This window comes from uncultured Aliiroseovarius sp. (assembly GCF_947492455.1).
GTDB lineage: Bacteria > Pseudomonadota > Alphaproteobacteria > Rhodobacterales > Rhodobacteraceae > Aliiroseovarius.
In genome coordinates this window covers 117,640-137,127 of sequence record NZ_CANLNB010000006.1, presented here as the reverse complement: position 1 = coordinate 137,127, position 19,488 = coordinate 117,640, and the positions used below count along the sequence as shown (strand labels likewise).

The window sequence follows — 19,488 nt, the reverse complement described above, 5'->3', positions numbered from 1 at the left end:
ATTAGCTGCTCAACCCATCCGGCATGGGGTTCCAATCGAAATAGGCTTTGACAATCCCATGGTCTGACGCGCCCAATTCCTCTTCAAAGCTGTCGCGGTTCAGGTGGTCGTTGATCACCTCCATCTCGCGGAACGACCACAGGCGTTTGCGCGAGTGATCGTAGAACTCCTCGCTGACCAGAATATGATCGAGGCTCTCGCGTTTATGTTTGTAGACATGGGTGTAATAGACATGCCGCATGGATCGGTATTGTTGTAGCCGTTCGACCGAATACAGCCCCTTGTCTGATGTCAGCCCCGCACGACTTTTCTGCACCATGCGATAGGTCGGTTGATCGGAAATAAGCTCGTTTGTCACCGACATGGTGTCGTCGTTCAGATCGCCCATCACGATGGTGGGCGAGATGTCGTTTTCCTCTTCCGACTTCATCCAGCCATCCAGAAGCACGCGTAGCGCGCCGGCCTCCATCACGCGCCGCATATGGGCCAATGTGGATTTCGCGTGTTTCGCATGGTGTTGCAGGATCAGGGGTTGCGGCTGCGCAAAGGACACGCGGGCCGGACCCTTGGATTTCAAATGCGCGACGACGACGGTGACTTCCGGCGGCGTTGGATTATCCCCTTCCGGCTGGATCTTGGCGATCAGAAGCGGACGCGAAAATTTGTTGATCGTGATAGTGATCTCTTCTTCGGCGCCTGCGGTTTCGCGCACCTTGTCGAAGCGGAACTGCGGCGGGAAATCCGCGTGCCAGCCGCCTTGCGCCAGCTGGGAATTGCCATGCCGATCCTTACGCACCGCCAACGCCACCTGAGGCCGCCCCCGACCCGGCGCATCCCGCGCCACGAGGTCATAGTCGTTGGTCAGCCCCGCCTCGGCGAAACATTCGCGTAAGGCGACAACAGACCAGAGCTCCTGAAAGGCGATGACCTCGGCATCGACCTCTTTCAGGCGCGCAGCGGTCCACTTGATTTTGCGCTGGTAATAGGCGCGGCCATCGGCGTCGTCCTCGATATGCGGACGGTTGGAGTAGGTAATCCCGCCGGGAACCTGCAGATTAAAAAGATTGATCGTTGCGAAGCTTAAATCGCGCATATTCGCACGGGCCATGACAAAGTCCTCCTGAAATCAACTTCAGGAAGAATAGCATGATTCTGTGCGATTACGTGACTGCAGGCGGGTGTCGCCCTTTGTGACCTAGGCTTTGTTGATCGTGATGGTCTGTACCACGGTCTCTGGCTCGGCCCGTTCAAGGTCGATATGCAGAAGCCCGTTTTCGGTTTTGGCGCCCACAACCTCGACCCCTTCGGCCAGCACGAAGCTTTTCATGAACTGGCGCGATGCGATGCCACGGTGCAGGTACACCCGGCCTTCGTGCGTGTCGCCCTGCGATCCGCGGATCACCAGCTTGGCGTTCTCGACCGTGATCGACAGATCCTCGTCGGCAAAGCCTGCCACGGCCAGCGTGATCCGATAGGCCCGGTCCGAGACCTGTTCGATATTGAAAGGGGGATAGCCGTCCTTGCCGGATTTCGCGGCCTGTTCAACCATGCGCTCCAGCTGTTCAAAGCCCAAGAGAAAGGGATGCGTTCCCAAGCTTACTTTTGTCATCGACACGTCCTTGAATAAGCGACACGTTTGATATGGCCCCCGCAGGCGACCACATCTTGAATATGGGTGTCCCGCCAATCAGTTGCAAGGCGGCTTTTGCTTGGCGATCCCCCCCGGCAGACGTTATGGTCAGGCAACCACTCGACAAGAACGACTCGCACATGAGCAATGCCAAAGAAATGAAGACCGACGACGTGCTCCGCGTAGAGCTCGAGGTCTTCCGCGCCGAACACCGGGATCTGGACGAAGCCATCCACGCGCTTGAGGAAAGCGGGCGGGCGGATCAGTTGCGTCTGCGCCGTCTGAAAAAGCAGAAACTGGCTTTGAAAGACAAAATCGCCCGGATCGAGGACAAATTGACCCCGGATATCATCGCCTGATTGCAACGCAGCATTGCATCGCAGGGCGTGAAGCCTGTATGGAAACGCCAACTGACGCAAGGGATGCGAGGGACACATGACGGACGTGAAAGTCGGGATCATTATGGGCAGCCAGTCGGACTGGCCCACGATGAAAGAAGCCGCCACCATTTTGGATGAACTGGGCATTGCCTATGAGACCAAGATCGTCTCGGCGCACCGCACCCCGGATCGCTTGTGGGACTATGGCAAGACCGCAGCGGATCGCGGGTTGCATGTGATTATTGCGGGCGCGGGTGGCGCGGCCCACCTGCCCGGCATGATGGCCTCGAAAACCCGTGTGCCTGTTGTGGGCGTTCCGGTGCAGACGCGTGCGCTGTCGGGTGTCGATAGCCTCTATTCCATCGTGCAGATGCCCAAGGGCTTTCCGGTTGCCACGATGGCCATCGGTGCCGCGGGTGCTGCCAATGCGGGTCTGATGGCGGCGGGCATTCTGGCCGTGTCGGACGCGGAACTTGCAACCCGGCTGGATGCGTGGCGTGACGCGCTGTCGGCCTCGATCCCGGATGAACCCTCGGATGACTGATATGCTGCAAACAGGCGCCACGATTGGCATTCTTGGCGGTGGTCAATTGGGCCGTATGCTGTCGGTCGCGGCCTCGCGCCTTGGCTTCAAGACGCACATCTTTGAACCGGGCGCCAACCCGCCCGCCGGTCAGGTCGCCGACCGTGTGACCACCGCAGGCTATGACGACATCGCCGCGCTAGAGGCGTTTGCTGCTTCCGTCGATGTCATCACCTACGAATTCGAAAACATCCCCACCACCGCGCTGGACGCGCTGGAGGCGCATAAGCCGATCCGTCCGGGGCGCGAGGCACTGCGCGTCAGCCAAGACCGCTTGACCGAGAAGGACTTCCTGTCCGGTCTGGGCCTGAAGGTTGCGCCCTACGCGAATGTGGAAAGCGCCGAGGATATGGCCGCTGCGGTCGCGCAGATCGGCGCGCCCTCGATCCTGAAAACCCGCCGCTTTGGCTATGATGGCAAAGGACAGGCGCGATTGAAGTCGGACGCAGATGCAGACTCGGCACTGGCCGACATGCAGGGCGCGCCCGCCGTGCTGGAAGGCTTCGTGAACTTCACCCACGAGGTCAGCGTGATCGCCGCGCGTGGCACCGGCGGCGACGTCGCCTGCTTCGATCCCGGCGAGAACGTCCACAAAGACGGCATCCTGGACACCACGACTGTGCCCGCAACCCTGACCGCGTCGCAACGGATGGACGCGGTACTTCTGGCGGCAAACATCCTGAACGCGCTTGATTACGTCGGCGTCATGGGGGTCGAGCTGTTCGTCACGCCGCAAGGGCTGATCGTGAACGAAATCGCCCCGCGCGTGCACAACTCGGGCCACTGGACCCAGCAGGGCTGCACCATCGACCAGTTCGAGCAGCACATCCGCGCCGTGGCCGGCTGGCCGCTGGGCGACGGATCGCGTTATGCGGACGTGGTGATGGAAAACCTGATCGGAGACGACATGGACCGCGTGGCGGACATTGCCAAGGAAGGCAACGCATCACTGCACCTTTATGGTAAGGCCGAGGTGAAACCGGGGCGCAAGATGGGGCACGTGAACCGCATCACACCGCGCCAAAGCTGATTCCCCTCATATGAAACAGAACATCGCCCGCGCCATTCCCGCGGGCGATTTTCTTTTTATTGCGAACAGTTTTGGCCCAGAAATCCCTTTGCGCCACCACCAGCAACAATCCCCCCACAGATAGTGGGCAATCCGCCACGCCCCACCAGATGTGGCAAAATAAAAGTTCCCACATTAACATTATGTAGATAAAAGGGATCAATCTTACTTTTGCGATTAGACACGAGTTTACCGATGATGAAAACTGCCAGCCTTCTGACCTGCGCAACCGTACTTTTTTCGACCGGAACTGCACTGGCAGGCTCTTTAGAAGAGCCGGTGATCAATGCACCTGTCACACCAGTCGTTGAAAGCTCTAAACCTTGGCAGGGAGCCTATGTCGGGGGCACTCTTGGTTATCATTTCGCGGGCGGCGACCGGATCGGACTGACACCCGCCTTGGGGCCTTCGTTCAGCACCGGAGAAGAACTGAACATCAGCGGTCCGGCCCTATCCTTGCGCGCTGGTTATCGCTGGCAGTTCAACGACTTTGTTGTCGGGGGCGAAGTTGCTGCCGAAGCGGGGAATGTCGAGGATTCGTTCTCGGGTGTAGACTACAGTGGGTCGACCAAAATGAACCACGCGCTTTCGCTGCGCGTAAAGGCTGGCACGGCCTCGAAGCTGTTCAACGCGTTCATCTACGGCACCGTAGGCCTGGCGCGCGCCGAGTTTGACTATGTCGTCTCGGGCTCTGGCGGCGGCGGCGCGGTGTCCTTCGATGAAACCTACTCGACCAATGGCTATATCCTTGGCGTGGGTTTTGAGCGTCCGATTTCGGATCGCTGGACCATGACCGGTGAATACGAATACGTCAACTTCGGCACAGACGAGCTGACGGATGGCGGAGGGACCACCACCTTGGCGACACCGCTGTTCCACACCATCAAACTGGGTGTGAACTACAACTTCTAAGCCATGCGGCGCGCCTTAAACGGGCGCGCTTAGGCCAGCCTGCGAAACGGGCGTAGAAATGCGCCCAACACCAGCGACACGATCAACCAGCCGCCCACATATCCGATCCCGGCGCATAAAAGGCCGTCCGTGGTCACAGGTATAGCCGGGCGGTATTCGTTCCACGTACGTTCAACCAGATCCACATCGCGGAAATGCCATAGCTTGGTCAGACGCACCAAGGGCTCGGTGCCTTTAAGCGCGGCATAGGACGCGTCCAGACGATCGTAGCGATCGAAATTGTCCTGCATCTGGTCGCGCAGATCATTCTGGAAGTCCGACCCGCTCATCTGATCCAGAGCTTCCTCACGGGTATAGCCCGCCGCCTTCGCCGTCAGGTCAAAGCCGGTGGTGATCACCTTCAGCTCGGTCCGTGCGCCGGACAGGCGCTGCATGTATTGCTGCGTGAACTCGGGGAACTGGCTGAGCGCCACGGCGCCTGCCAAACCACCAATCATGGCCAGAGTACGGATCATGGTCTGCTCTCACTTCTGTGGTGTGTTTTCCCAACACTACCGCAGGGTAGCTTCCCCCGTCAAAGGGGCCGTTTTGGAAGTTGGTCCCCCCTGCCCCAAGGCGACCCAAAAGAAAAAGCCCCCGGAGATCCGAGGGCTTTCTTGTTTTACAGGCTGTAATTACAGACCGGTCACACGGTGCGGTTCGTAGATCTCGATAATCTTGGCGATGGCCGCTTCCGGCGTCATCTCTTCGCTTTCGCCGGTGCGGCGGCTGGTCACTTCGACCACGCCGTTCTTCAACCCGCGTGGACCGACTGTGATACGCCACGGCAGACCAATCAGGTCCATGGTGGCGAACTTACCGCCTGCGCGTTCCTTGCGGTCGTCATAGAGCGGCTCAAGCCCCGCGTTGGTCAGTGCCTTGTAAAGCGCTTCGCACGCCTCGTCGGCAGCTTCGTCACCCTGCTTCAGGTTCACGATGCCACAGTGGAAGGGGGTCACGCCTTCGGGCCAAATGATGCCGTTGTCGTCATGCGAGGCTTCGATGATCGCGCCCAGAAGACGGCTGACGCCAATCCCGTGCGAACCCATGTGGACCGGAACCTGCTTTTGCTCACTGTCGATCACCTTGGCGCCCATGGCCTCGGAATACTTGGTGCCGAAATAGAAGATCTGGCCGACTTCGATGCCACGGGCAATCCGGCGGCGATCTTCCGGGATCTCGTTGAAGATCGCTTCGTCGTGGGTTTCATCTGTGCGCGCATATTTCGAGGTGAACTCCTCGAGCACGCCCTGACACTGCTCCACGCTGTCATAGTCGATCTCGCGGTCGCCAAAGGTCAGGTCGGTCACGGCGCTGTCATAGAACACTTCCGACTCGCCGGTTTCGGCCAGCACCAGGAACTCGTGGGTATAGTCGCCGCCAATCGGGCCACCATCGGCGCGCATCGGGATGGCTTGCAGGCCCATACGTTCGTAGGTGCGCAGGTAGCTGACCAGATGGCGGTTATAGGCGTGCAGCGCGTCTTCCTTGGTCAGGTCGAAGTTATAGCCGTCCTTCATGTAGAACTCGCGGCCACGCATCACGCCGAAGCGCGGGCGGATCTCGTCGCGGAATTTCCACTGGATTTGGTACAGGGTCAGCGGCAGGTCCTTATAGCTCGATACGTTCGAGCGGAAGACGTCGGTGATGACCTCTTCGTTGGTCGGACCATAGAGCATATCGCGGCCGTGGCGGTCCTCGATGCGCAGCATCTCTTCGCCGTAATCGTCATAGCGTCCGCTTTCGCGCCACAGGTCGGCGGGCTGGATCGTCGCCATTTGCATCGGAATGTGACCCGCGCGGATCTGTTCCTCGTGCACGATGTTTTCGATCTTACGCAGGACTTTGAAGCCCAGCGGCAGCCAGGTGTAAATACCAGCGGCTTGCTGTTTGATCATGCCGGCCCGCAGCATGTAACGGTGGCTGACAATCTGGGCGTCTGCCGGGGTTTCTTTCAACACGGGCAGGAAATAGCGGGACAGGCGCATAGTGACCTCTGTTCATTCATTCGTCCCAAGCGGTCTACGCCATTGGACGGGCCGGGGCAATCGTCCAATGTCACTTGGTGGATACCGACAGTGGCGGTCGCAAAAGGGATTGCATTCCACCGCCCTAATGGCAGGGTGGCGGGACGCACAGGAGGCCCCATGACAGACACCATTCTGGAACCCGCACGCCACACACCGATCATCCACCGTACTGATGTGCTGGTGGTGGGCTCTGGTCCCGGTGGGTTGGCGGCTGCCTTGGCAGCAGCGCGCGCCGGGGTCGAGGTAACGCTCTTAGATCGTTTTGGTTGCTTTGGCGGCAACATCACCACCGTCGGGGTCGAAGGCTTCGCGTGGTATCGGCACGAGCAGACCGTCGAAGCAGGCGGCATCGGGCGCGAGTTAGAAGACCGCGCGAAAGAGATGGGTGCCGCTGTGCCCGAAAGCCAGTCCCTCTCTTATGAACTGGACAGCGAAGGGTTCAAGCTGGTGGCGGACCGTCTGGTGGAAGAGGCGGGCATCCACCCCATGCTCCACCGCACTTTCGTCGCCCCCATCGTGGACGGCAACACCATCACAGGCGTGATTGTTGAAAGCAAAGCAGGGCGCGAGGCGATCTTGGCCAAACGCGTGATTGACGCAACGGGCGATGCGGACATCGCGCAGATGGTGGGTGCGCCGACCGTAAAGACGCCGGTAGAAGAGATGCAGGCGGCATCCGTCATGTTCCATATTGCAGGCGTCGACAAGCAACGTTTCATGGAGGGCGTGCGCGCCGATCCGCAGACCTATGCCGACTGGTCCTCGGGCGAATGGCAGGTGGAAACCGACGGGAAAGAGGACGCGATGTTCTCGCCCTTCCTTGGTAAACCGTTCGAGGCCGCAATCCGCGACGGTCTGATCCCGCCGCATCTGAACACGATCGGCGGCACATGGGGCGCGGTGCATGACAGCGGCGAGATGACCTATATGAACCTCGTCCATCTGGCGGGGATTGACGGAACAGATCCCGACAGCATGACCAAAGGCGAGATCGAGGGGCGCAAGCAGGCGATGCTCGCCATTGACGCGCTGCGGGCCTATACGCCGGGTTGCGAAGGTGCGCGGCTGCGCAACTTCGGCATGACCATCGGCATTCGTGACACACGTAAAATCGACGCGGTTTATAACATGACCGAGGCCGACGCCCGCGCTCAGGGCCGGTTTGAGGATACGATCGGCATCTATCCGGAATTCATCGACGGCTACGGCGTGCTGATCCTGCCCACCACGGGGCGCTACATGCAGATCCCCTACCGCGCCATGCTGCCAAAAGGGGTCGAGGGGCTTTTGGTGACAGGCCGCGCCATTGGTGGCGACAAGATCGCCCACGCCGCCACCCGCAACATGGCCTGCTGCGCCGTCGCCGGACAGGGCGCGGGTATCGCCGCGGCCCTGTCGATCAAGTCAGATGTCGCTCTGGATCGGGTGGATATCACTGCCGTTCAGGCCGAGCTGACCCGACAAGGCGTGCGCATTCACTGATCAGATAGATCCCCCCATACTGATGGTCAGCTTGGTCGAGGTATGCGGGCTGACCTCGCCACCATTGTAGACGACTCCAACTCCTGCCTCGCCCGAAATGATCACACCGGGCTCTTTCCGCTCGTACTGATGCCCACCGCAGGCGGCAAGCAGCAGGGACATAGCAAGGGCGGCAAATGCTGTCTTTCTCATGGACTATCCTTTCGGGTCGAATAGCCACATTGACCCCAACGTTCTGGTGAAACGCAAGCTGAAACCAAAAACACGTGCAATATCCCGCCGATAGCAGCTGCGCCCTTATTTCGCCCTCCCCTTGAAAACCGCGTTGGCTTGGGCGACATAGAGTTAAGTTCATTTACCGGAGCCCGTATGCCGCTTCCCGTTCAGACACAGGCCAAATACTGGTCGATTGTCATAGCCCTTTTCGCTCTTGCCCTGTGGTTTCTGGGCGATGTGATCATGCCCTTCATTTTGGGCGGCGCGATTGCCTATTTCCTGGACCCGGTTGCCGACCGGCTGGAAAAGGCAGGCATGTCGCGCGTGCTGGCGACGGTCGTGATCTCGCTTCTTGCGGTGATGGTGGTAATTCTTGGCTTCCTTCTGGTGATACCAACGCTTGTGTCGCAGGCCATTGCGCTGGCGAACTCTGCCCCTGACCTGCTGCGCGAATTGCAGGCCTTCCTGACCGAGCGCTTCCCCTCGCTGATGGACGAGACCTCGACCATCCGGCAATCGCTGGAAAGTCTGGGCCAGAAAATTCAGGAACGCGGCGGCGAGCTGGTGGGCACACTGTTGTCCTCGGCGATGAGTGTCATCAACGTCGTGATCCTTCTGGTCGTCACGCCCGTCGTCGCCTTCTACATGCTGCTGGACTGGGACCGTATGGTCGAAAAGGTCGACAGCTTCCTGCCGTTGGATCACCGCCCTGCCATTCGCCAAATTGCCAGCGACATCGACCGTACGCTTGCAAGCTTCATTCGTGGGCAAGGCTCGGTCTGTATCGTGCTGGGCACGTACTATGCGGTGGCCCTGATGCTGGTTGGCCTGAACTTTGGTCTTGTGGTTGGCTTCATCGCGGGCCTGATCACCTTCATCCCCTATGTCGGCGCGCTGGTCGGCGGTGCCTTGGCCATCGGGCTGGGCCTGTTCCAGTTCTGGGGCGAATGGTGGAGCCTTGGCGCCGTTGCCGTGATCTTCATGCTGGGCCAGTTCTTTGAGGGCAACATCCTGACCCCGAAACTGGTGGGCAGTTCTGTCGGGCTGCATCCGGTCTGGCTGATGTTCGCACTGTCGGTCTTTGGTTCGCTTTTCGGCTTCGTCGGGATGCTGGTCGCGGTCCCCGTTGCCGCCTCAATCGGTGTGGTTGCCCGTTTCTTCATCGTGAAGTATCAGACTGGCCGGCTGTATCAGGGTCTTACTGGACAGCAAGCCGCGCTGGACGAGGACATAGCCGAGTAATGCCCGAACAACTGACCTTTGACCTGCCCGCGCGCCCCGCGCAGGGGCTAGATGATTTTCTTGTCACGCCCTCGAACGCCAACGCGATGGCGACGATCGAAAGCTGGCAGAACTGGCCCAATCGCAAGCTGGTTTTGGCGGGCGAGGCTGGCACTGGGAAGACCCATCTAACCCACGTCTGGGCTGGCTTGTCCGGCGCGCAGATCCTGCACGCCAGCGCCCTGCCCCAGATCCAGATCGAGGAACTGGCAGGCCACTCGGTCGCTCTTGAGGACGCCGATCAGATCTCAGGCAATGCCGATGCCGAAAACGCGCTATTCCATTTGCACAACCTTGTTCTCGCCGAAGGCGGTGCGTTGCTGGTCACTGCCCGCACTGCCCCGTCCCGCTGGGGCTTGACCCTACCAGATCTGCGCAGCCGGATGGAGGGCACCACGCTGGCCCGTCTCGACCCGCCGGATGACATGCTGCTGTCGGCTGTTCTTGTCAAACTGTTCCATGACCGCCAGATCACCGTGCCGGCCAACCTGATCGACTATCTTTTGCCGCGCATGGAGCGCTCGCTAGCCGAAGCTGCGCGCCTGGTCTCGGTTCTGGATCAGGCGGCACTGTCAGAAGGGCGCGCCTTGACGCGTGCGTTGGCATCACGCGTGCTGGACAAAGACCCAGAAAACGAGGCATAACGTCACCTTCCCGTCACACTTTCACGCGATAGAGTGCCGTTATGAATACGTCCAAAACGCCCCAGCTTCCGCTTGTCGATTTCCTGTCGGCTGATTTCCCGCCCGCAACCGCCTTGCCCGCCGAGGAGTTCGCCGACTCCAAGCGGTTCTTCAACCGCGAACTCAGCTGGCTGGGGTTCAACTGGCGTGTGCTGGAAGAGGCCGAAAACACCCGCGTCCCCCTGCTGGAACGGCTGCGGTTCCTGTCGATTTCGGCAACCAATTTGGATGAGTTTTATACCGTGCGCGTCGCCGGTCTGCGCGAGTTGGTCCGCGAGGGTGTAACGACCCCCGCCGCCGACGGCCTTTCCCCGACAGAACAATTGGAACTGATCAATGACGACGCCCGTGCGCTGATGGCGCGTCAACAATCGGTGTTTGAAATTCTGTCAGGCGAAATGCGCGACGAAGGCATCATCATCGCCCGCCGCGAAGATCTGACCGATGCGGACCGCGCCCATTTGGATCACGTCTTCCTGACGCAGGTGTTCCCCGTTCTGTCCCCGCTGGCCATTGACCCGGCCCACCCGTTCCCGTTCATCCCGAACACGGGCTTCTCGCTGGCGCTGCAGCTGGAGCGCACCAAGGACAAACAGAAGCTGAAAGCACTGCTGCCGATCCCGCACCAGATCGACCGCTTCGTCGCCCTGCCTGCCGACGACGGCCAGTACCGCTTCCTGCCGCTGGAAGACCTGCTGCTGGAACATCTGGGCCAGCTCTTCCCCGGCTATGTCGAAAAAGGCCACTGCGCTTTCCGCATCCTGCGCGATAGCGATCTGGAAGTCGAAGACGAAGCCGAAGATCTGGTCCGCGAGTTCGAAACCGCCCTGAAGCGCCGCCGCCGGGGCGAAGTTGTCCGCCTGAAAATCACTGCCGGCGCCCCCTCGGCCCTTCTGTCCATGATCAAACGCGAGCTGCGCATTTCAAGCAAAGAGATTGTCGAGGCGAACGGCATGATCGGTATGGCCGATCTGGGCGAGCTGGTCCTGAAAGAACGCCCCGACCTGCTGTGGCCCAGCTTCACACCTCGCGTCCCCGAGCGTGTGCAGGATCACGAAGGCGACATGTTTGCCGCGATCCGCCAAAAGGACATGCTGCTGCACCACCCGTACGAAACCTTCGACATGGTGGTCCGCTTCCTGCATCAGGCCGCACGTGACCCCAACGTGGTGGCGATCAAGCAGACGCTTTATCGCACGTCCCATGACAGCCCGATCGTGAAAGCGCTGTGCGAGGCTGCCGAGGATGGCAAATCCGTCACCGCCCTGGTCGAGCTGAAAGCCCGCTTTGACGAGGCTGCCAACATCCGCCAGTCGCGCCGGTTGGAACGTGCTGGCGCGCATGTGACCTATGGTTTCATCAACTACAAAACCCACGCCAAGATCTCGACCGTGGTGCGTCGTGAAGGGGACGAGCTGGTCACCTATACCCACTATGGCACCGGCAACTATCACCCTATTACGGCACGGATTTACACTGACCTCAGCCTGTTCACCTGTGACACAGCACTGGGGCGCGACGCCACGCGGGTCTTCAACTATCTGTCCGGTTACGCCGAGCCGCAAAGCCTCGAAAACCTCTCTATTTCGCCATTGGATCTGAAGTCGACGCTGATCAAACGGATCAACGAAGAAGCCGAATATGCCAAGGCGGGCAAACCTGCACAGATTTGGGCCAAGATGAACTCGCTGGTCGAACCGGATGTGATTGACGCGCTTTATGAAGCGTCGCAAGCGGGTGTGAAGATCAGCCTAGTGGTACGTGGCATCTGTGGGCTGCGTCCGGGCATCAAAGGCCTGTCCGAGAACATCCGTGTAAAATCCATCGTCGGCCGTTTCCTTGAACATTCGCGCATCGTCTGCTTCGGCAACGGGCATGGCCTGCCGTCGAAAAAGGCGCGCGTTTACATGTCGTCAGCCGATTGGATGGGCCGCAACCTCAACCGCCGCGTCGAAACTCTCGTCGAAATCAAGAACGCCACCGTGAAAGCCCAGATCGTCAGCCAGATCATGGCGGCCAACTTGGCCGATGTGGCGCAAAGCTGGGTAATGGGGCCGGATGGCAAGTTCACCCGCGCAGACCTTGATGCGATCGAGCATCCGTTCAACTGCCACCGCTTCTTTATGGAAAACCCGTCCCTATCGGGCCGCGGCTCTGCCGGGGCGTCGGATGTTCCGGAACTAACGCACTCACAAGATTGAGTAATGTCGGACGCGCCGTTAAAGTACACTCACTGACACGGGGGGATTCTATGGACGGACGTGGCGATACCGGGGACGATTGGGGCCCGTTTGGACGACCACTGTTTGATGACCCCTCGGCCCGCAGGCTGAGCCGCGTTGGTGTGGTGGATGTGGGATCGAACTCGGTCCGTTTGGTGGTGTTTGACGGCGCGGCCCGCTCGCCCGCCTATTTCTTCAACGAAAAGATCCTCTGTGGTTTGGGCCGCGGCATTTCTGAGACCGGCCATCTGCACCCGGAAGGTCGTGAACGTGCCCTGTCCGCGATCAAACGCTTCCAACGCTTGGCGGACGGCATGAACCTTGGGCCGCTCTCGGCTGTGGCCACCGCCGCCGTGCGCGACGCGACCGACGGCCCAGACTTCCGCGCGCAGGTGTTGCGCGAAACTGGGTTAGAGCTTTACGTCATCGACGGCGAAGAAGAGGCCCGCCTGTCTGCGCAAGGCGTGTTGCTTGGCTGGCCGGACGCCCAAGGCCTGATGTGCGACATCGGCGGCTCGTCTTTGGAACTGGCCGATATCCGGGACGGAGAGGTCGGCAAGCGTGTGACCTCGCCCCTTGGACCGCTGAAGCTGGCGGGTGTGCCCGGCGGCAAAAAGGGCTTAAAGGCCGAGATCGCGCGCGTCGTGGACGAACTCGCCGACGAAATGGGCACCGATCACAAGCGCCTGTTCCTTGTGGGTGGATCGTGGCGTGCTATCGCTCGTCTGGACATGGAGCGCCGCGGCTATCCGCTGACCGTTCTGCACGAATACCGGATGACCCCGAAGTCGCTGTCCAAGACCTTAAAGTGGATCAACGAGGTCGATCTGGACGAGGTGCGCCAACGCACCGGCACATCCTCGGCCCGTATGGCGCTTGTGCCGATTGCAGCACAGGTTCTGAAACGCCTGATGCATGTGTTCCGCCCGAAAGAGATCGCGATTAGCTCTTACGGGATCCGCGAGGGGCTGCTCTTTGAACAGATGCCCGACCGCCTGCGAAAACGCGATCCGCTGATCGAGGCCTGCTATCACGCGGAAAAGAAGGACGCGCGCAATCCGGGCTTCGGCAAGGCGCTGTTTCGCTTCCTGACGCCGCTCTACAAGTCGCTGAAGCACGAAGACCTGCGCATCATCCGCGCCGCTTGCCTGCTGCATGACGTCAGCTGGCGCGCGCACCCGGATTACCGGCACGAAGTTTGTTTCGACAACGCCACCCGCGCCAACTTGGGCGGGCTGACGCATGAACAACGTGTGTTCCTGGGGCTAGCGCTACTGCATCGCTATAAGAATAGCCGCGAGGGGTCACATTTCGCACCACTGTTTGACATCCTGTCCCACAAGATGCTGGATCGGGCCGAGGTGCTGGGCAAGGCGATGCGGTTCGGGGCCATGTTTTCTGTCGAGGATCCGACGCGTCTGGCCGAATTGCGCTGGTTCCCGAAGAAACGCGAGCTGGTGCTGATCCTGCGCAAAGAGGCCGATGGGTTGTTTGGGGAAGTGGCCGAGGCACGGTTCCAGACGCTGGCCGACGCGCTAGGGGCCACGCCCATTGTTAAAAAGAAGCGCGGTTAGATATCAGTTTCACCCGGCGCGGGCGGATCCAGTGGGGTGCGACGGCGGATGATGATGTCGCCATTGGGCAGCACTTCCGGCGGGTGATAGACCTGCATGTCGCCGAATTTCTCGACCAGATCGGCCCAACCTTCGGCCCATTCGTCCGCCATCGGCTCCAATTCGTTGGCAAGCCCTTCCAGTAGAAGCTGAAAACCCCGATTCAACAGCTCGGCCCCTTCGGAAAGCTCGGGATTATCCGGCGGCGTGTCGTCCTGCGCAAAGGCAGGCGTGGTCGCCAGAAGCACGGCAAGGGCGGTGGATGTCGCAATCTGTTTCATAAGACACATGTAGGCGGTCCTCTCCAAAATTGAAGATCACAGCCTTAGATCAATCGACACCGGGAAGTGGTCTGAGGCCGTCAACAGCGCCTCGCGCAGGGCCTTATCCTGATAGCAAAGCGAGTCATCAAACGGGTGCCAAATGCGCCAGTTGGGTTTGGTCGCCAACAGGTCCGGGGACACCATGATATAGTCCAGAAGCGCCTGCAGATACCGCTTTTCCTTCGCGATATAGAACCGCGATGTCGTCGGGCGTGCGCCCGTGCGTTGTAGCAAAGCCATGCGGGCATGGGGGTCATACATGCAGGTGGCACCGTTTTCCCCCAGCACAACCTCGACCCCCGAACGGCCGAACAGCTTCTCGTATTCATCCAGCCCCGGACCGTCGTTGAAATCGCCCAAGACGATCAGTGGCTCGCCAACGCCAAGATGTTCATCCACGCGTTTTCGGATCCAGATACACTGCGCCATCTGCTTGCGGCGGTTTTCGATCGCAACACGCATGACCTCGGCCGCGCCACGCGCCCCATGGGGGGCTTTCGACTTGGCATGCACACCGATCAATCGAAGCTCTTTGCCGCTTTCACGGTGGGTCAGTGCGACCTCAAGCGGGGGTTTCGAGAACACGACGACCTCGGGCGTGGCATCGGTGTCCAGATCCAGCTCGAAACTGCTGTCGAACCGGGGCGCAGCATATGCGTCATCCACATTCTCAGCCCCCAGTGGGTCATGGCGTGCACTGATTACTCGGGGATCATACAACAGCGCGATTTCCTGCTGCGTGTCATTGGCGAAACCGATCATCGCCTTGCGTGCGCGCAACCCAAAGAGCTCGGCGAAGGTTTCAAGCGCGGGAACGGTATCGCGTCTGCGGCTTTGGTCCGGTGCTTCGATGATCATCACGGCATCGGCATCCAAGGCCTGAAATACCTTGCCCACAGCATTCCACTGGGCGGCGCGGGTGACGTCTTGTCGGCCGGACCAGCCATTGTCCACGATCGGAACGCCCTCGTCGTCGAACAGGTTGTCGAACCATTCAACGTTATAGGTCGCAATCCGCATCAGCCCGCCCTACCCTTGCCCTGCGTTGATCTCGTCCCAGGCGCGATTAACGGCGATCAGGCGCTTTTCGGCAAGTTTGATGGCTTCCTCGGGAACGCCACGGGCGATCATCCGGTCGGGATGGCTTTCGCGCACCTCGTTGCGCCAGACCTTGCGGATTTGATCCAGCGGAGTGTCGCGTGTCACGCCAAGCACCTGATAGGGGTCGGGATGTTCATCCGGCACCATGCGCGAGCGCAGGGCGGCGAACCGTTCCTCGGGCATCCCGAAAATCCGCGCGACCTCTTCCAGATAGGCGTTTTCGCCGGGGTGATATTCACCATCGGCCAGCGCGATGTGGAACAGACCTTCCATCAAGTCGCATAGGGCCGGGTCGTCGGGGCCAAACATCGCCGCAACCCGCTGGGCGTACAGTTCAAACCCGGCGACATCCGTGCGCGCCAGATTGAACAGACGAGCCGCATTCTTTTCTTCCGATTGCGGGATGGTGAAGACCTCGCGAAAGGCCGAGACCTCGTCCCGCGTCACCTGTCCATCCGCTTTGGCCATCTTCGCGCCCAGCGCAATCACAGCAATCGCAAAACCCGCCGAGCGTTCCGGCGGCGTGCGCAGATGCGAGAACACGTCTGACAGGCTTTCGCCCTTGGCAAGCGCGGACAGCGCGTCGGAGATACGGGACCAGATAGACATAAGGCAGTGTTAGCGGCTTTCGCGACCGGGTCACAGGACTTTCTGCATCAGCACAAGATCATGCCACTGATCGAACTTGCGCCCGGCCTCTGGGACGACCCCAACAGTCTTATAGCCCATCGCCGCGTGAAACGGTTCGCCCATCGGATTTGAACCCGATACCCCGGCAATTAGCGAATGAAACCCTTGCGCACGCGCCTCGGCCTCGATCCGATCCATCAAGGCCCGCCCTGCCCCGCGGCCCCGGGCCTGCGGGGCCAGCATGATCGAGTGTTCAGCGGTGTGGGCATAGCCGATCCCGGCGCGGAACTGGTCGAAGCTGGCATAGCCGATCACCTCGCCGTCGTCCTCGGCGACCAGCATACACTTGGCGGTTTCAATGGCGTTCTCAACATCCAGCAGCGTTTTCGGGACCGAATTAAACGTGATCAAGGTCTCGCGAATGGCGAGGTTCCACAGTTCTTGGATCGCGTGCGCATCGACCAGAGAGGCAGCGCGGATGATCATAGCTGGACCAGCCCAGAGGGCGTGTCGATCCATGCGACAACTCCCGGCGCGCCCGAATGGACCGAGATCCTCGTGTCTTCGACCAGCGGATGCAAGGCCACGCGCAGCGCCTCAGCCTCGGGGTGGGTGATTTCCAGCGCGGCCAGTCGCAGCCCGTGATCGGGCAATCGCGGCGCAGGCATGTCGCCCCGCCATGACAAAAGCCCCGGCGCGCAGCCCGCAAATGGCAACCGCCCATCAGAGGGCACGGCCATATCCCAGCGCAGATCGCCGCGGGACATCTGCAACTCATCCCCCGACCCATCGGGCGCACGTAAAAGCGCCTGATGCAGATCCGGCACCCGCAATGCCCAGTTGGTCAGCCGTGCAGGGCCGGTGAAATAGTCCAGATCGAACCAGCGCGCATGATCGGGCGCATCGGCGTCAGGATTGACGGCAATCACTTCCAGATAGGTGGCTGGGCCAAGGGACAGAAGGGCATTGTGGGTGCCCATGAGCGGATGGTCTCCTCCCTCCGACATGGACACCCCAAGCAGGTCCTCGATATACGCAACGCCTTCTGACAGGGTCGCGGAGGACACCACAAGATGATCGACTTCTCCCAGAGCCATTTCGTTCCCTTCGATGGTCTGGGTTGAAGCTGGCGGGAAACGCCGCCAGCCGCAAGTGTTTTTGCGCTTTAGCTGCGGGCTTCGCGCACCAGCTTCAGGATGTCCTGAGCCGCTTCGGGGATGTTGGTGCCCGGGCCGAAGATGGCTTTCACGCCATTTTCATACAAGAAGTCATAGTCCTGCTGCGGGATAACACCGCCACAGATCACGATGATATCCTCGGCGCCCTGCTCTTTCAAAGCCTGCACCAGTTGCGGGGCCAGCGTCTTGTGACCCGCCGCCTGCGAGGAAATCCCCACGATGTGCACGTCATTGTCGATGGCGTCCTGAGCAGCTTCGTCCGGGGTCTGGAACAGCGGTCCTACGTCCACGTCAAAGCCGATGTCGGCAAAGGCGGTCGCGATGACCTTGGCGCCACGGTCGTGACCGTCCTGCCCCATCTTCACCACCAGCATACGCGGGCGGCGGCCTTCGGCCTCGGCGAAGTCTTCGACCGATTTCTGAATGGCCGCAAAGCCTTCGTCGCCTTCGTAAGCCGCGCCATAGACGCCAGCCAGCGTTTTCACTTCGGCGCGGTGACGGCCGAACTCTTCTTCCATAGCCATCGAGATCTCTCCTACGGATGCGCGCGCACGCGCGGCTTCGACGGCAGCCTCGAGAAGGTTACCACCTTCCTTGGCGCGGCGGGTCAGCTCGGCCAAAGCGGCCTCGCACGCAGCTGCGTCGCGGGTTGCGCGGATGTTTTCAAGGCGGGCGATCTGGCTGTCACGCACGGCCATGTTGTCCACGTCCAGAATGTCGATCTGGTCTTCTTCAGCCAGCTTGTACTTGTTCACGCCAACGATGACTTCGTCACCTTTGTCGATCATGGCCTGACGCTTGGCGGCCGATTCCTCGATCCGCAGTTTCGGCATGCCCGAGGCCACAGCCTTGGTCATCCCACCCATGCTTTCGACCTCTTCCATCAACTCCCAAGCCTTGTTGATCAGCTCGTCGGTCAGGCTTTCCACATAGTAAGAGCCCGCCAACGGATCGACCACGTTGGTCACGCCGGTTTCTTCCTGCAGGATGATCTGGGTGTTACGTGCGATACGGGCCGAGAAGTCGGTGGGCAGCGCAATCGCTTCATCCAAAGCGTTGGTGTGCAACGACTGGGTGCCGCCAAGGGCAGCCGACATGGCTTCGTACGCGGTGCGGATCACGTTGTTATAGGGATCCTGTTCTTGCAACGACACGCCCGAAGTCTGGCAGTGGGTGCGCAGCATTTTCGAGCGTTCCGACTTCGCGCCGAACTCGGTCATCACGCGGTGCCACAGGGTACGCGCGGCGCGCAGTTTTGCGGCTTCCATGAAGAAGTTCATACCGATGGCGAAGAAGAAGCTCAGGCGACCTGCGAACTTGTCCACGTCCATGCCGGCTTCAATCGCGGCACGTACATATTCGCGACCGTCAGCCAGCGTATAGGCCAGTTCCTGCACCAGGTTCGCGCCCGCTTCCTGCATGTGATAGCCGGAAATCGAGATCGAGTTGAATTTCGGCATCTCGTTGGACGTGTATTCGATGATGTCCGAGATGATCTTCATCGACGGTTCAGGCGGGTAGATATAGGTGTTGCGCACCATGAATTCTTTCAGAATGTCGTTCTGAATGGTGCCGGCCAGCAGCGACTTGTCGTGGCCCTGTTCTTCACCGGCGACGATGAAGTTCGCAAGAATCGGGATCACCGCGCCGTTCATCGTCATCGAGACCGAGACCTTATCGAGCGGAATGCCGTCGAACAGGATCTTCATGTCTTCGACGCTATCAATCGCCACACCAGCTTTACCAACGTCACCCACAACGCGCGGGTGATCCGAGTCGTAGCCACGGTGGGTGGCAAGGTCGAAGGCGACCGAGACACCCTGCTGACCAGCGGCAAGGTTGCGGCGGTAGAAAGCGTTCGATTCTTCAGCGGTCGAGAAGCCCGCATACTGACGGATCGTCCACGGACGGCCCGCATACATGGTCGCCTTCACGCCACGGGTGAATGGGCCGAAGCCGGGCAGCGTGCCCATGTGATCAAGGTTCGCCGTGTCCTCTGCCGTATAGAGCGGCTTGACGTCGATGCCTTCCAGCGTGTTCCAGGTCAGGTCGTCCAGAGCGCGGCCGCGCAGCTCCTTCTCGGCCAGTTCCTTCCAGTTCTTTGTGTCGCTCATCT

At 60.2% G+C, this 19,488-nt stretch carries 21 protein-coding genes; 9 read left to right on the top strand and 12 right to left on the bottom strand.

Translation table 11 applies throughout. The features are described 5' to 3' along the window. Window position 1: 1 nt before the first annotated feature. Window positions 2-1,108, bottom strand: coding sequence for a hypothetical protein (locus tag Q0677_RS14610; protein WP_298911269.1), 1,107 nt, complete (start codon window positions 1,106-1,108; stop codon window positions 2-4). Between the two features lie 87 nt (window positions 1,109-1,195). Beyond that, on the bottom strand, window positions 1,196-1,609 hold the full coding sequence (locus tag Q0677_RS14605; RefSeq protein WP_282181254.1) for an Hsp20 family protein: 414 nt from the start codon (window positions 1,607-1,609) through the stop codon (window positions 1,196-1,198). A gap of 161 nt (window positions 1,610-1,770) precedes the next feature. Between Q0677_RS14605 and Q0677_RS14600 the strand changes: the two genes are divergently transcribed. The 3 genes from Q0677_RS14600 to Q0677_RS14590 all read left to right on the top strand — a co-directional run bounded on the left by Q0677_RS14600 (window position 1,771) and on the right by Q0677_RS14590 (window position 3,623). Next, complete coding sequence (locus tag Q0677_RS14600; RefSeq protein WP_108855770.1) at window positions 1,771-1,989, top strand: DUF465 domain-containing protein; 219 nt, start codon at window positions 1,771-1,773, stop codon at window positions 1,987-1,989. A 76-nt stretch (window positions 1,990-2,065) separates the two neighbouring features. Next, window positions 2,066-2,554 (top strand): 5-(carboxyamino)imidazole ribonucleotide mutase, encoded by a 489-nt coding sequence (gene purE / locus Q0677_RS14595; protein ID WP_298911265.1) that lies wholly within the window; start codon window positions 2,066-2,068, stop codon window positions 2,552-2,554. After that, window positions 2,547-3,623, top strand: a complete 1,077-nt coding sequence (locus Q0677_RS14590; protein WP_298911263.1) for a 5-(carboxyamino)imidazole ribonucleotide synthase — start codon at window positions 2,547-2,549, stop codon at window positions 3,621-3,623. The genes purE and Q0677_RS14590 overlap by 8 nt, the downstream gene beginning before the upstream one ends. Here Q0677_RS14590 and Q0677_RS14585 read toward each other — a convergent pair. Beyond that, window positions 3,604-3,798, bottom strand: a complete 195-nt coding sequence (locus Q0677_RS14585) for a hypothetical protein (RefSeq protein ID WP_298911261.1) — start codon at window positions 3,796-3,798, stop codon at window positions 3,604-3,606. The genes Q0677_RS14590 and Q0677_RS14585 overlap by 20 nt on opposite strands. 62 nt (window positions 3,799-3,860) lie before the next feature. On the opposite strand from Q0677_RS14585, the gene Q0677_RS14580 reads away from it, so the two are divergent. After that, window positions 3,861-4,574 carry an outer membrane beta-barrel protein gene (locus tag Q0677_RS14580; RefSeq protein WP_298911259.1) on the top strand — a complete coding sequence of 238 codons (714 nt, stop codon included), beginning with the start codon at window positions 3,861-3,863 and terminating at the stop codon, window positions 4,572-4,574. A gap of 29 nt (window positions 4,575-4,603) precedes the next feature. Here the strand turns inward: Q0677_RS14580 and Q0677_RS14575 are convergent, their stop codons facing one another. Beyond that, window positions 4,604-5,089: a DUF2937 family protein gene (locus tag Q0677_RS14575; RefSeq protein WP_298911257.1), complete on the bottom strand. Its 486-nt coding sequence runs from the start codon at window positions 5,087-5,089 to the stop codon at window positions 4,604-4,606. A gap of 159 nt (window positions 5,090-5,248) precedes the next feature. Next, on the bottom strand, window positions 5,249-6,601 hold the full coding sequence (gene proS / locus Q0677_RS14570; protein ID WP_298911256.1) for a proline--tRNA ligase: 1,353 nt from the start codon (window positions 6,599-6,601) through the stop codon (window positions 5,249-5,251). A 159-nt stretch (window positions 6,602-6,760) separates the two neighbouring features. Between proS and Q0677_RS14565 the strand changes: the two genes are divergently transcribed. Next, a complete protein-coding gene (locus Q0677_RS14565) occupies window positions 6,761-8,125 on the top strand; it encodes an FAD-dependent oxidoreductase (RefSeq protein ID WP_298911255.1) in 1,365 nt (454 codons plus the stop codon). Here the strand turns inward: Q0677_RS14565 and Q0677_RS14560 are convergent, their stop codons facing one another. Further along, on the bottom strand, window positions 8,126-8,317 hold the full coding sequence (locus tag Q0677_RS14560; protein ID WP_298911254.1) for a hypothetical protein: 192 nt from the start codon (window positions 8,315-8,317) through the stop codon (window positions 8,126-8,128). It abuts the gene before it with no gap. A gap of 177 nt (window positions 8,318-8,494) precedes the next feature. Here Q0677_RS14560 and Q0677_RS14555 point away from each other — a divergent pair, with 177 nt between their 5' ends. The 4 genes from Q0677_RS14555 to Q0677_RS14540 are packed head-to-tail and all read left to right on the top strand — an operon-like array spanning window position 8,495 to window position 14,101. Continuing rightward, entirely contained in the window at window positions 8,495-9,583 is a 1,089-nt protein-coding gene (locus Q0677_RS14555) for an AI-2E family transporter (RefSeq protein WP_298911253.1), read from the top strand. Then, window positions 9,583-10,266, top strand: a complete 684-nt coding sequence (locus Q0677_RS14550; protein WP_298911252.1) for a DnaA/Hda family protein — start codon at window positions 9,583-9,585, stop codon at window positions 10,264-10,266. Before Q0677_RS14555 ends, Q0677_RS14550 begins: the two co-directional genes overlap by 1 nt. Window positions 10,267-10,307: 41 nt before the next feature. Beyond that, complete coding sequence (locus Q0677_RS14545) at window positions 10,308-12,506, top strand: RNA degradosome polyphosphate kinase (protein ID WP_298911250.1); 2,199 nt, start codon at window positions 10,308-10,310, stop codon at window positions 12,504-12,506. Between the two features lie 50 nt (window positions 12,507-12,556). After that, a complete protein-coding gene (locus Q0677_RS14540; protein ID WP_298911248.1) occupies window positions 12,557-14,101 on the top strand; it encodes a Ppx/GppA family phosphatase in 1,545 nt (514 codons plus the stop codon). On the opposite strand, the gene Q0677_RS14535 is transcribed toward Q0677_RS14540, so the two are convergent. From Q0677_RS14535 to scpA, 6 genes are all read right to left on the bottom strand, one after another. Continuing rightward, on the bottom strand, window positions 14,098-14,430 hold the full coding sequence (locus Q0677_RS14535) for an AAA+ family ATPase (RefSeq protein WP_298911245.1): 333 nt from the start codon (window positions 14,428-14,430) through the stop codon (window positions 14,098-14,100). The genes Q0677_RS14540 and Q0677_RS14535 overlap by 4 nt on opposite strands. A 27-nt stretch (window positions 14,431-14,457) precedes the next feature. After that, window positions 14,458-15,483: an endonuclease/exonuclease/phosphatase family protein gene (locus Q0677_RS14530; RefSeq protein WP_298911243.1), complete on the bottom strand. Its 1,026-nt coding sequence runs from the start codon at window positions 15,481-15,483 to the stop codon at window positions 14,458-14,460. Window positions 15,484-15,492: 9 nt separating this feature from the next. Then, entirely contained in the window at window positions 15,493-16,173 is a 681-nt protein-coding gene (locus Q0677_RS14525; protein ID WP_298911241.1) for a molecular chaperone DjiA, read from the bottom strand. 30 nt (window positions 16,174-16,203) lie between these two features. Continuing rightward, window positions 16,204-16,680, bottom strand: coding sequence for a GNAT family N-acetyltransferase (locus Q0677_RS14520; RefSeq protein WP_298911313.1), 477 nt, complete (start codon window positions 16,678-16,680; stop codon window positions 16,204-16,206). Further along, window positions 16,677-17,291 carry a VOC family protein gene (locus Q0677_RS14515; protein ID WP_298911239.1) on the bottom strand — a complete coding sequence of 205 codons (615 nt, stop codon included), beginning with the start codon at window positions 17,289-17,291 and terminating at the stop codon, window positions 16,677-16,679. Before Q0677_RS14515 ends, Q0677_RS14520 begins: the two co-directional genes overlap by 4 nt. A 68-nt stretch (window positions 17,292-17,359) precedes the next feature. Then, window positions 17,360-19,486, bottom strand: coding sequence for a methylmalonyl-CoA mutase (gene scpA / locus Q0677_RS14510; RefSeq protein WP_298911237.1), 2,127 nt, complete (start codon window positions 19,484-19,486; stop codon window positions 17,360-17,362). Window positions 19,487-19,488 lie beyond the last annotated feature (2 nt).

Bases quoted from the DNA above. Each gene is read 5' to 3' on its own strand.
- Q0677_RS14590 (WP_298911263.1), top strand. From the start codon at position 2,547: ATGACTGATATGCTGCAAACAGGCGCCACGATTGGCATTCTTGGCGGT.
- scpA (WP_298911237.1), bottom strand. From the start codon at position 19,486: ATGAGCGACACAAAGAACTGGAAGGAACTGGCCGAGAAGGAGCTGCGC.
- Q0677_RS14580 (WP_298911259.1), top strand. From the start codon at position 3,861: ATGAAAACTGCCAGCCTTCTGACCTGCGCAACCGTACTTTTTTCGACC.
- Q0677_RS14545 (WP_298911250.1), top strand. From the start codon at position 10,308: ATGAATACGTCCAAAACGCCCCAGCTTCCGCTTGTCGATTTCCTGTCG.
- Q0677_RS14585 (WP_298911261.1), bottom strand. From the start codon at position 3,798: ATGTGGGAACTTTTATTTTGCCACATCTGGTGGGGCGTGGCGGATTGC.
- proS (WP_298911256.1), bottom strand. From the start codon at position 6,601: ATGCGCCTGTCCCGCTATTTCCTGCCCGTGTTGAAAGAAACCCCGGCA.
- Q0677_RS14575 (WP_298911257.1), bottom strand. From the start codon at position 5,089: ATGATCCGTACTCTGGCCATGATTGGTGGTTTGGCAGGCGCCGTGGCG.
- Q0677_RS14610 (WP_298911269.1), bottom strand. From the start codon at position 1,108: ATGGCCCGTGCGAATATGCGCGATTTAAGCTTCGCAACGATCAATCTT.
- Q0677_RS14515 (WP_298911239.1), bottom strand. From the start codon at position 17,291: ATGGCTCTGGGAGAAGTCGATCATCTTGTGGTGTCCTCCGCGACCCTG.
- Q0677_RS14605 (WP_282181254.1), bottom strand. From the start codon at position 1,609: ATGACAAAAGTAAGCTTGGGAACGCATCCCTTTCTCTTGGGCTTTGAA.
- purE (WP_298911265.1), top strand. From the start codon at position 2,066: ATGACGGACGTGAAAGTCGGGATCATTATGGGCAGCCAGTCGGACTGG.
- Q0677_RS14600 (WP_108855770.1), top strand. From the start codon at position 1,771: ATGAGCAATGCCAAAGAAATGAAGACCGACGACGTGCTCCGCGTAGAG.
- Q0677_RS14550 (WP_298911252.1), top strand. From the start codon at position 9,583: ATGCCCGAACAACTGACCTTTGACCTGCCCGCGCGCCCCGCGCAGGGG.
- Q0677_RS14560 (WP_298911254.1), bottom strand. From the start codon at position 8,317: ATGAGAAAGACAGCATTTGCCGCCCTTGCTATGTCCCTGCTGCTTGCC.
- Q0677_RS14525 (WP_298911241.1), bottom strand. From the start codon at position 16,173: ATGTCTATCTGGTCCCGTATCTCCGACGCGCTGTCCGCGCTTGCCAAG.
- Q0677_RS14555 (WP_298911253.1), top strand. From the start codon at position 8,495: ATGCCGCTTCCCGTTCAGACACAGGCCAAATACTGGTCGATTGTCATA.
- Q0677_RS14540 (WP_298911248.1), top strand. From the start codon at position 12,557: ATGGACGGACGTGGCGATACCGGGGACGATTGGGGCCCGTTTGGACGA.
- Q0677_RS14565 (WP_298911255.1), top strand. From the start codon at position 6,761: ATGACAGACACCATTCTGGAACCCGCACGCCACACACCGATCATCCAC.
- Q0677_RS14530 (WP_298911243.1), bottom strand. From the start codon at position 15,483: ATGCGGATTGCGACCTATAACGTTGAATGGTTCGACAACCTGTTCGAC.
- Q0677_RS14535 (WP_298911245.1), bottom strand. From the start codon at position 14,430: ATGTGTCTTATGAAACAGATTGCGACATCCACCGCCCTTGCCGTGCTT.
- Q0677_RS14520 (WP_298911313.1), bottom strand. From the start codon at position 16,680: ATGATCATCCGCGCTGCCTCTCTGGTCGATGCGCACGCGATCCAAGAA.